Annotated in this window: 6 protein-coding genes; all 6 read left to right on the top strand. The window is 54.0% G+C overall.

What is annotated here, in order from left to right:
• Nucleotides 1–63 precede the first annotated feature (63 nt).
• Nucleotides 64–3,504, top strand: coding sequence for a helicase-exonuclease AddAB subunit AddB (gene addB / locus KNP68_RS06190; protein WP_214799060.1), 3,441 nt, complete (start codon nt 64–66; stop codon nt 3,502–3,504).
• A complete protein-coding gene (gene addA, locus KNP68_RS06185; RefSeq protein ID WP_214799058.1) occupies nt 3,488–7,090 on the top strand; it encodes a helicase-exonuclease AddAB subunit AddA in 3,603 nt (1,200 codons plus the stop codon). Before addB ends, addA begins: the two co-directional genes overlap by 17 nt.
• 115 nt (nt 7,091–7,205) lie before the next feature.
• Nucleotides 7,206–7,568, top strand: a complete 363-nt coding sequence (locus KNP68_RS06180) for a response regulator (protein WP_021066686.1) — start codon at nt 7,206–7,208, stop codon at nt 7,566–7,568.
• Entirely contained in the window at nt 7,565–10,123 is a 2,559-nt protein-coding gene (locus KNP68_RS06175) for a sensor histidine kinase (protein WP_214799057.1), read from the top strand. Before KNP68_RS06180 ends, KNP68_RS06175 begins: the two co-directional genes overlap by 4 nt.
• Before the next feature lie 144 nt (nt 10,124–10,267).
• Nucleotides 10,268–10,648: a YisL family protein gene (locus tag KNP68_RS06170; RefSeq protein WP_029595956.1), complete on the top strand. Its 381-nt coding sequence runs from the start codon at nt 10,268–10,270 to the stop codon at nt 10,646–10,648.
• Between the two features lie 102 nt (nt 10,649–10,750).
• Nucleotides 10,751–11,752, top strand: coding sequence for a class I SAM-dependent methyltransferase (locus KNP68_RS06165; RefSeq protein ID WP_021066683.1), 1,002 nt, complete (start codon nt 10,751–10,753; stop codon nt 11,750–11,752).
• Nucleotides 11,753–11,825 lie beyond the last annotated feature (73 nt).

Below are 11,825 nucleotides of genomic sequence, written 5' to 3'. Positions count from 1 at the left end.
TCCCTCTACAAACTGCGCGGAATGGGTCATAATAAAGAAAAAAGGGAAGGGGTGTTCGCCTAAATGACGGTCACTTTTCACGTCGGGCGTTCCGGGAGCGGAAAAAGCGAATGGATGACGAAACAAGTCATCGAAGAGCTGAAGCGTGACCCGAGCGGACCGACCATCTATATGCTCGTCCCAGACCAAATGTCGTTTGAAATGGAACGGAAGATGGCGATGACCGACGGCTTGAACGGGTCGACCCGGATTCAAGTCTTATCGATGCGCCGTCTCGCCTTTTTGATGATGCGCGACCGTGGCGTCGCGACCGAACAGTTTTTGGACCAGACGGGGACACATTTGCTGTTGCGCCGTGTCGTCGAGATGAACGAGGAACGCTTGACCTTGTTCCGCCGGACGATGAATCAGTTCGGTTTCTATGAGGAATTGAATGCGTTGATCACGCTACTCAAACGAGGACTCGTCGATCCGGAGCAGTTGCTCCGCTTGAGCGAACAAGACCAACACCGTTCGCTGAAACTGCAGGACCTGTCCATCCTGTATGAAGGTTTCTTGACGATGACAGCGGGGAAATCGCTGCACGCCGAAGATTACTTTAACGTGCTGCTGCAACTGTTACCGGACATCGACTTGACCGGGACCCGGTTTTACGTCGATGGGTTCAATGAATTTTCCGAGCAGGAGCTGGCAGTGCTGGTCGCTTTGGCGGAGAAGGCGCCGCTCGATGTCCTGTTGACGATCGACCCGGATTCGCTCTACCGGCCCCATCCGTCGTTCGGACCGACACAGCGTACGCTCATGCGCTTCAAAGAGCTGGTATCCGAACGGGGTATCTCGTCGAGTGACACGCCTCATACGGGTGCGCCTCGCTTCCAACATCCGAGCTTGGCCTATCTCGAGGCCACGTTCGGGCAAGTGACGGCAGCCCCGTATACCCGTCCCGATTCGAACGTCGTGTTACACGCGGCCGTCGACCGGTCGGTGGAAGTCGAGGCCGCCGTCCGTGAAGTCGTGCGTCTCGTTCGTGAGGAAGGCTTCCGTTACCGCGATATCGCGTTCGTGTCCCGTTCGCTTGAAGCGTACGGCGATTTGGCGACGCAGGCGCTACAAAAAATGAACTTGCCGTTCTTCCTCGATGAGCGACAACCGATGCTCGATCATCCGGTCGTCGAATTACTGAAGGCGACGATTGAAGTCGCACTCCGTGGATACCGGGAAGAGCCGGTGTTTCGCGCACTGAAGACGGAATTGATTCTGCTCGATGAGGAGCATCGACGCACATCGGTCGACCGGCTCGAGGCGTTCGTGATTGAACGGGGGATTAAACATTACCATTGGCATGACGCGTGGTACTTGAAACGTCGTGCCGAGGAAGAGGCACGGTTGACCGGGGAAGAACTCGACGTAGAGACGGCGCTCAATCGCTATCGGCAAACCGTCGTCGACACGTTCGACCCGTTGTTGGATGACTTGAAGGCAGCGAAGACGATGCAGGCTAACACGCATGCCATCTACGCATTCTTGGAACGAGTCGGCGTGGCGTCCTGTCTTGCCCATTGGCGAGATGAGGCGCTCGAAGAGGCACGCTTGCTCGAGGCGCGCGAACATACGCAAGTATGGGACGCGGTGTTGCACTTGCTCGAACAGCTAGAGGCGGCCGCACCGGACGAGACGCTTTCGACCGAGCTGTTCCTCCAAATGATGGACACCGGGCTCGATAGTCTGCGCTATGCGCTCGTCCCGCCTTCTTTGGATCAATTGACGGTCACCGATTATGTTCGGGGCCGGTTGCTTGATAAGAAAGTCGTCTTCCTGCTCGGAGCGAACGAAGATCAAATCCCGCTCGTCTCGACCCAGTCGAAACTATTGACCGACCAGGACCTCGACTTCATGCACGAGAACGGCGTCCGGGCTGGGAAAGCGACCGAGCACTTGTTTGACGATGAGACGTACTATTTGTATAAGGCGCTCACTGCACCGAGTCATCGGCTGTTCGTCAGCTACGCCCTCGTCGACCGCGCCGGCAAGGCGATTCAGCCGGCCAGCTTCATCGCGGACCTGAAGGCGCGGCTTGGCGGTGGCAAGGTCGTGACGACCCACTTCGCAGAAGCCGGGGAACATCGCCCGAGCGACCAGTTGTCGTTCATCACGAACGTGAATCAGACGGCAGCGGTCACGGCGCTCGAATTACAGCGGCTCAGTCGCCACTACCCGATTCAAGACACGTGGTTCACGGTATATAACGAGCTGTTGAAACATCCGGAAGGCCGCGAGCGGATCCGGTTATTGACGAGCGCGCTCTTCTATCAAAACGTGCCCAAGCCGTTACCGGAAGACGTCGCCAAGTCGCTGTACACGAACTCGATTCGGGCGAGCGTCTCGCGGCTGGAGACGTTCCAAGCCTGTCCGTACCGTCACTTCGCCAGTTACGGCCTTCGTTTAAAAGAGCGCCGTTTGTATCGCTTAGAGGCGCCAGATATCGGCAACTTGTATCATCGCACCATCGAGCACATGTCGCAGACCGTGCAGATGGAAGGGAAAGAATGGCGTGATGTGAGCCGGGAGGAATGTTCTTCTCTCGCTGAGGCGGCCGTCGAGCTCGTCACACCAGAGATTCAAAACGCGATTTTGATGAGTTCGAACCGGTATGGCTATTTGAAGAAGAAATTGACCGACGTCGTCAGCAAGACTGCGGAAGTGTTAATCGAGCAGTCGAAACGAGACGGGTTCGATCCGGTCGCCTTTGAGCTCGCTTTCGGCAGCGGCAATTTCCCGCCGGTATCGTTCACGCTCAGTAACGGGGCGACGTGCGAACTCGTCGGTCGGATTGACCGGGTCGATACGGCTTCGATTCACGACCAATTGTACGTTCGGATCGTCGATTACAAGTCGAGTAAACGAGAGATCGACTTCGCCGAGATTTATTACGGGCTCGCGATGCAGATGCTCATCTATTTGAAAGTGTTGATTGAGCAGGCGAACGCCTGGACGCAAGAGAACGTCGCCCCAGCGGCCGCGCTCTATTTCCACGTCCATCGCCCGCTCGTCGCTCCGGCCGAGACGGATACCGACACCGAACGCAAGGTGCTCGAGTCGTATCAGATGCAAGGGTTGCTCGTCGATGATCCGGCCATTTTAGAGATGATGGACCGGACGGCGAAACTCGACCAGAAAAAATCAATCGTCATCCCGGTCAAGTACAAGAAAGACGGGACGCTCGATGCGAACACGACGAAAAAAGTCGTCTCGCCACCGCAACTCGAACAGTTGATGGACCATGCCATCGATTTGGCTCAATCGAGCGCCGAGGCGATGTATGACGGTGAAATCGGGGTCGAACCGTATGAGTATAAAGAACGCCGGCCATGCCAGACGTGCCCGTTCCAAAGTGTCTGTCACTTTGATGAGGCGTTGTCCAACGAGGCACGGCAATTGAAAAAGCTAGAAAAAGATGACGTCTTGTCAAGATTAGGAGGTGACGTCGATGCAGTGGACGAATGACCAACAAGCGGCCATTGATGCCAGAGGATCGCACGTGCTCGTCTCGGCGGCAGCCGGTTCCGGCAAGACGGCAGTCCTCGTGGAACGACTTGCGAGCCGTCTCTTGGATGAGACGGACGAACTGACGGCCGACCGCATGCTCGTGGTCACATTCACGAATGCGGCCGCGGCCGAGATGAAGCGGCGAATCGCCAAAGCGCTCGATCAAGCGCTTCGTGACGACCCGGAGAACGCATATATTCGCAAACAACGCCAAATGCTCAACCGAGCACTCATCACGACGATTCACTCGTTCTGTCTCGAGGTGATTCGAGAGAATTACTATTTGCTCGACCTCGACCCGGCGTTCAAAATCGCTGAAGAGCGTGATTTGGTGCTCTTGCAGGACGATGTGCTCGAAGACGTGCTCGAAGACGCTTATGGCGAACAAGACCAAGCGTTCTTCGCCTTGATTGACGCCTATACGTCCGACCGCGGGGACAGTGAGATTGAGGAGTTGATTCTCGGACTTTATCACTATGCGCGAACACTGCCTGACCCGGAAGCCTATCTGGATGAGCTCGTCTCGTTATATCAATTTGACGGGGACCCGGACGATGAGCAATTGCTGATCGAATTCGGTCACCTGCTTTGGGTAGACATCGAGAAAGCGTTGCGTCAACTTCGTCGCGTCGCCATCGAGCTTCGGCTCGCCGGTTATGAGGCGCAATCCGAGAACGTGCAACAGGCGATTTTGCCGTTCGCGAACCTTGATCCGGACTCGTTCAAGTGGAGCGAGCTCGAGACGGCTTCCCGCGCCGTCAAATTCGGGACGATGAAATCCGTCCAAAAGAAAGAGGAACATCATGTCTACCACACGGTGTTGAAACCGGCCTACGACCAGGCGAAGAAGAAGTTGAGCGAAGCGACCGCACAGGCCGGCACGAGCGGAGCGGACTATTTAGAGGTCTTGATGACGCAACGTCCGCTCGTCGAGACGCTCGTCAAGACCGTCCGGACGTTCGGTGCTGCCTATGAGCAGGCGAAGCGGGACCGCGCTTTCGTCGATTTCAGCGACCTTGAACATTATGCGCTCGCGATTTTGCGCGACGGGGACGGACCGTCCTCGGTCGCATCGCTCTATAAACAGCGCTTCGCCGAAGTGTTGATCGATGAGTATCAAGATACGAACGAGATCCAAGAAACGATTATCGGACTCGTCAGCCACGAAGCCGAACACGTCGGCAACTTGTTCATGGTCGGCGATATCAAACAATCGATTTATCGGTTCCGCCATGCCGAGCCGCGTCTGTTCATCGAAAAGGCGACCCGGTTCAAACAAGGTGGTTCGGGACAACGGATCGACCTGTCCCAAAACTTCAGGAGCCGGGCCGAAGTGCTCCATGGCATCAACGACTTGTTCGTCCGGTTGATGGACGAGGAAGTAAGTGAGATCGAATACGATGAGGCGGCCCGACTCGTGCCAGGCCGGGCGTATGAGGAGCTCGAGGCGAGACCTGAGCTGATTCTCGTCAATGGTGAGAGTCGTGATCTCTCGAAACAAGAGCTCGAAGGACGCGCCATCGCGACCCGGATTTTAGAACTTGTCTCGGGCGAGGAACCGTTCAAAGTGACCGATGAGGCGACCGGCTTGCTGCGGTCGTGCGAATATCGCGATATCGTCATCTTGGTCCGCTCAAAAAAAGAGCGCGTCGAACAGCTGATGGATATTTTGACACAGTACAACATCCCGGCCTATACCGATTCAGACGGCGGCTATTTCCAGGCGACCGAGATTCGCATGATGCTCGCCGTGTTGAAACTGATTGACAATCCGCTTCAAGACATCCCGCTCGCGGGAGCGCTCCGTTCACCGATGTTCGGCTTCAGTGACCAAGAACTGGCCAAGATTCGTCTTGAATCGGAGGACTCGTTCTTCGAGGCGCTCAAAGCGAAATCGGACGATGAGGATGACCTCGGTCTGAAGTGCGGCGATGTGCTCGACGCGTTGTCAGCGTGGCGCACGTTCGCACGGAACCATAGCTTGTCGGAGCTGATTCAACAAGTGTTCAACGACACCGGCTTCTACGATTTCGCCGGTGGCTTGCCAGGTGGGAAAGGACGCCAAGAAAACTTGAAGGCGCTCTATGATCGGGCCTTGTCCTATGAACGGAGCGGATACCGCGGTTTGTATCGCTTCCTCCGCGTGATGGACCGACTGCAAGATAACGGTGAGGATTTGTCAGAGGCGCGTTCGCTCGGCGAAGAAGAGAACGTCGTCCGAATCATGACGGTCCATAAGTCGAAAGGACTGGAATTCCCGGTCACGATCGTCGCCCAGCTTGGAAAGCAGTTCAATAAACGCGACCAAATGCAGCGCGTCATCTTCCATAAACGGTATGGCATCTCGCTCGACGCCATCGATGTCGTCACCCGGACGAAGACGGAGACGTTCGTCAAAGAGATGATTCGCCGCGATCTCGATGCCACGATGAAAGCCGAAGAGATGCGCGTCCTGTATGTCGCCCTCACCCGTGCCAAAGAGAAATTGATTTTGGTCGGGACGATTAAAGAACCGGGGAAACAGATTCAGCAGTGGCTGCACGTCGAGCAGACCGGGACGACGTTATCGGCCGAGTCGCGTCGTGACGCGAAGACGTATCTCGATTGGGTCGCTCCGGCACTCCTGAAACTTGAAGGGGCTGCCTCGTTCTTAGAACAACAGGGCTTGCCGGTTATCGCTCCGCAACAAGAAGCGACACCGTGGACGTATCGCATCATCGGTGAGGAAGATTTGGCAGAAGTCGCCACGCTCCAAGAGATGATGGCGCAGCTCCATCACGTCAAACAGTTCGAGGCGATCGATTTTCCGGTGAAAGACGAAGCGAACGTCAGTGAGTTCGTCCACAAGGCGTTCGCCTACGCCTATCCGGCACAGGCTGCGACGGAGACAGCGGCCAAACAAACGGTGACCGAATTGAAGCGGGCGCTCCAGCTTGAACAGGCGGCGTTCGAAGAGACGTACCGGGCGACGGACACCCCGTATCGAGAACCAAAATGGAAGCAATCTCCGCAGACAGGAGCCGAACGGGGGACAACGCTACATCTCGTCTTCCAATTGATCGACCCGTCCGAGCCGCTCGATGTCCAAATCGACCGCTGGGAAGCGGAAAGCATGCTCAGCCCGGTCGAGGCCGAAACGGCACGGCTTGCGAGTCCTGAAATCGAGGCGTTCTTTGCCTCGGAAACGGGACGCGCGTTGACAGCAGCGCTTCAAACCGGGACAGGTTGGCGTGAGCTACCATTCACGTACACGGTCCCGGCCGAGCGAGTCAATCCAACGGGGACGTTCACCGACGAGCACGTGCTGATCCAAGGGATTATCGATTGTCTGTTTTATGACGGAGAGACGTATGTACTTCTCGATTATAAATCGGACTCTGTGCTTTTCTCGAGCGACTCCCGTGACGCGGCAAAACAGATGTTACGTGACCGCTATCACGTCCAACTCTCGCTTTATCGTGAGGCGATTGAGGCGATTTGGGGAATCACGGTCGGGCAGATGCTCATTTATTCGCTCGAATTGCAGGAAATTGTTGTATTATAATGTAGACGTTGTGAAGAAAAAGGGGTACGGTTATACACCGTACACCCTTATTTTTTGTGATTACGAACTGAATCCGTTAAAATAATGGAATGGGATAAAAAATGGAGGAATCGTCATGGTAAAAATTTTACTAGCAGAAGATGAAGAAGTATTACGCATGCTTGTTTTAGATACATTAGAAGATGAAGGATATGACATTGATGAAGCGCCAGACGGCCTTGAAGCCTATCGGCTAATCGAACAGAACGAGTACGACCTCGTGATTGTCGACCATATGATGCCAGGCATGACCGGTCTTGAGGTCATTGAGAAAGTACGAAAACTGCCAGGACGCCAACATACGAAAGTGATGATGCTCACGGCGAAGAGCCAACAATCTGATCGTGATTGCGCGAATGAGATTGGCGTCGACTACTTTATTTCGAAGCCGTTCAGTCCACTTGAATTGGTGAAGATTATAGGAGGCATCGTGAATTGAACAGATGGTTTAAACAAAAACTCGGGCGCGACCTCATGGTCGTCCTCTACTCGTTCCTCGCGCTCGCGCTCGTCGGCTCGATTTTCATGTACATGTACATGGAAGAACGAGTTGCGGCGAACGAACAACGGTTACAAGATGTCGATGAGCGGATTGACCGGTTGAACGTGCTTTGGGACGACTGGCAAGGCGCTCAATATGATTCCCGCGGCTTCCTCTTGTTTGGGGATACCGAGGCGCTTGAGCGGGCCCGTGCCAAAGAGAACGAGTTCCAACAAGAGATTAACTGGTTCAAGAGCGTCGTCCAGACGAAACAAGGTGAGATTTTCGCGGAGGATTTGCAAGAGTTTCATGACTTCTATTTCGGTGTCATCCTTCCGGTGACGACGGAGTACGGTCAATTGCGGGCAGAAGGTGAAATCACCGAGACGACCGTCGACCCAGAGACGGTGTTGGCGTTGCCGACAGCCCAGCGTTTGATTGAGCAGGGCGTCGTCCCGTACAGCCCAGAGCGCGGGATTGATACGCTCGGACCGATTCAACAGATTGAGACATCATTGTCAGATTATAAATCTTTGATGAATAGCGAGAAACAAAAAGTGTACGATGCTTGGAAATTGAATAACGATATTCTTCAATTCCTCTGGATTGCGAGCATTTTGTCGTTCGCGGCATTGATTTTACTGTTCATCCAACCGTTCTTGCGCCGTCAAACGCGTTTGATTTCGAGACTTTCAGTCGCGTCTGATCGCTTGTTGAAAGGCGAAATCGTCGATTTGAGTGATCAGATGGAACGCGAAGATGAGATCGGGATCATGTCACGGTCGTTCAACAAAATGGCCGAGACGCTTCGTGACAATGAACGTCACTTGATTGAGAAAAATCACGAGCTGCAAGCGCAACAAGAAGAGTTGATTGCGCAACAAGAAGAGCTTCAGGCACAGCAGCAAGAGCTTGAAGAGATCTTGGAGCAGACGCAACAGAACGAGCAGCACTTGGCTTACCGCAACGAATTGACCGAGACGCTCGCGGCCCGCGATTCGCTCACGGCCTATCCAGAAATTATCGAGAAGCTCGTCGCCATCACCGACTCAGAAGTCGGCGCGCTCGTCTTCGTCGATGCGACAGGTTCATTCTCGATCACGAGCCACGGCTTGAACGAGACGCTCACGCGTCAATTGCTCGATAGCGAGAATTCGGTCTTGACGCGGGCGATGACACTGCGGACGACCGTCCATTCGTCGAAACAAGTCGCGAGCGACCATCCGCTCCCGTATCCATACTATATGTATGAGACGGCCGTGCCGGTCCATGATCCGACGGATGACTCGATTATCGCGTTCATCTATCTCGTTCGTTATAAAGACCGCTTCACGCAGACACAGATGGGCGACATCATGTCGTTCGCCCGTCAGTTGTCGCTCTCACTTCTCCGGATGCGTCTGTTTGAAGAGATGACCCGTGAGAAAGGGAAGACGGAACGGATTCTCGACTCGATTCGCGAGGCGGTCATTTACGTCGAACACTCGACCGATGACGTCTTCGTCAACCGTCCGCTCTATGAGATGTTCCCTGAGCTTGACGACATCACGTCGAGCGAACTCGCGGAACTATCATGGAACGAATGGCGCGAGACGATTTCAACGACGGTCGATCAAGAAGATGATTTCTTGAAGTATACCGATCGTTTGTTCACGGACGACTTCCCACATGACAGCGTGAGTTTCTCGATCCGTAAAGGGGAAATGAACCTACAGATGTATGCGGAGCGCATCGTCGTCGGCGGGTTATCGAAAGGAACGTTGCTCGTCTTCCGCGACATCACGAGCGAGACCGAGGCGGAGCGCTTGAAGAGCGAGTTCATCTCGACCATCTCCCATGAATTACGGACCCCGCTCTCTTCGATTTATGGGTTCACCGAGCTCATGGTCAAGAAGCAGTTGCCGAACGAGAAGCAAGCGAAATACTTGCAGACGATTCATGCCGAGACGGAGCGCTTGACGCATCTCGTCAACGACTTCCTTGACGTGCAGCGCATGGAAGCCGGCAGTCAAATGTATGACCGCGAACAGCTCGACGTCGAGCCGGTCATTCGCGATATGATGACGTTCTATGAAGCGTCATCGTTGAAACACCAGTTCGAGCTCGTCACGGCCGATGATCGCCCGTACGAACTGTTCGCCGACTGTCAGAAGTTCAAACAGTTGATGAGTAACTTGCTCTCGAACGCCGTGAAGTATTCGCCGCGTGGCGGGAAAATCACAGTCGAACTGGCCCATCACGACCAATCCATTTCGATTAAAGTGAAAGACCAAGGAATCGGGATTCCGAGCGATGCGCTCGACCGACTCTTCGACAAGTTCTATCGTGTCGACAATTCGGACAGCCGTGAAATCGGCGGTACCGGACTCGGCCTTCCGATCTGTCAGGAAATCGTCCGCGGTCACGCCGGTCAGATTCATGTCGAGTCGGTGCAGCATCAAGGCTCGACGTTCACGGTCGTCATTCCAAGTTATGAATACGCCGTCCGTGAACAAGAAACGACGACAGCTTAATCACGTCAGCAACGCAAGGCGCCTATCGATCATCGATGGGGCGCCTTTTTGGTGGAAGCGAAGATTTTTCAATCACCTGCTTGACCGTAAAGCGAGCGACTCGTGTACAATAGAGATTGTACATAATGGAAAGGGGGACTTTGAATGCCATTGACTGCATTCCTACACACGCACGTCACGAGCTGGATTTTATTACTCGTCTTGTTCGCTGTCGCCTACGTCGGCTATAAGAACGCGAACAAGAGCGGGAAGATTGCCCACATGGTGTTTCGACTCATGTTGCTCGTCGCGTTCGGCACAGGACTTTATTTGTATTTACAATTGAACGGTGGCGGCATGTTCTATCACGTGAAAATCACGGTCGGACTGCTCACGCTCATCTTCGGTGAGATGACGCTCATCCGTGTGAAGAAGAAAAAACCAGCGAACGCGATGTTCGGCGGTTTCGTCGTACTTGCACTCGTGACGATTTTCATCGGCTATGCGTTGCCATACGGACAGTCGTTCTTTAGCAATTTCATTTAAGGTTGATTCCCATTCCGCACATCGGAGTGGGATTTTTTTGTTTGTCCGTAAATTATTAGGGGAAAATAAAAAAATCAGTGATAACGATGATGAGGTGAAATGATGGAACAACAAATGAATGAATGGTCACGCGTCTTGCACGCGCGAAGATGGATGAAACAAACGGAATCGTTCCTGCCGCTTTGGCACGGATATATCGGCTATAAATATGGATTGTTCGATGCACTCCAAGGCGGTGCCAGCTTTGCGGAGATGACGCTTCGCTTGAAGCAACCGTTGACGAAGCTCGCGCTGGAGCGTTGGCTTGAAGTGGGGGTCGCCGTTCGTCATTTGAAGAAGAGAGGCTGGCGTTACTTCCCGACACGTAGTTTGAAATATCAATTGTCGCATGAGGATGAGCGCAGTATCGGTTTCATGCTGCAAGAGATGATGGAGCTGCATATCCCGGCGCTCATCGCTTACCCTGACTTTTTAGAGTCGGGCAAACAGAAGACGTTCGATGGGGCGACGCATGGACAGGTCGTTGCACAGACGTCGACGCTCGTCGAGACGGTCGCTTTCCCAGTCGTTCAACAACTGTTGCGTCAGGCCGACGTGAAGACGATGCTCGATATCGGATGCGGGCACGGTGGTTACTTGCGTAAACTGCATGGCCTCGAACCAGAGTGGAAGTTGACCGGGATTGACTTAGAAGAGGACGTCATCGCCGAAGCCCGGGAGCAGGATGAGTCAGGCGATATTCGTTACGAAGTGGCCGATTTCATGGAATGGGATCATGAGGACCGGTTCGATGCCGTCATGATGAATAACATGCTCTATTACTTCTCGCCAGAAAAACGAATCGAATTGCTCGAACGGATGCTCGAGAACCTCGAAGCGTCCGGTGTCGCCGTCCTCGTCACTCCGCTCGCAGAGACGCCGCTCGGCTCTCGGTTTGCCTCGGCGTTCAATGCGTTCATGACCCTCCACGACAACTTGCATCCGTTACCGACAATTCGAGAGTTGCGCCGTCAAATGCAGCAAGTCGGCTTTGAAAATATTCGCTTTATCCCATTCATCCCGGAAGGATCATGGTATATCGTCATTGCCGAACGCGGCAATTGACACATGGCGGACACACGACGAGCCGATTCAAATTTGAACTTGTCTCCAGTCATTTCTATAATGAGATAGAAGC

Origin of the sequence: Exiguobacterium sp. s50, assembly GCF_018618175.1 — a bacterium.
Taxonomy (GTDB): Bacteria; Bacillota; Bacilli; order Exiguobacteriales; family Exiguobacteriaceae; genus Exiguobacterium; species Exiguobacterium chiriqhucha.
Note: the sequence above shows the minus strand (reverse complement) of the source record. Positions and strands in the feature narration are given on the sequence as shown.

Coding starts and splice junctions, on each gene's coding strand:
- addB (WP_214799060.1), top strand. CDS start 64: ATGACGGTCACTTTTCACGTCGGGCGTTCCGGGAGCGGAAAAAGCGAA.
- addA (WP_214799058.1), top strand. CDS start 3,488: ATGCAGTGGACGAATGACCAACAAGCGGCCATTGATGCCAGAGGATCG.
- KNP68_RS06180 (WP_021066686.1), top strand. CDS start 7,206: ATGGTAAAAATTTTACTAGCAGAAGATGAAGAAGTATTACGCATGCTT.
- KNP68_RS06170 (WP_029595956.1), top strand. CDS start 10,268: ATGCCATTGACTGCATTCCTACACACGCACGTCACGAGCTGGATTTTA.
- KNP68_RS06165 (WP_021066683.1), top strand. CDS start 10,751: ATGGAACAACAAATGAATGAATGGTCACGCGTCTTGCACGCGCGAAGA.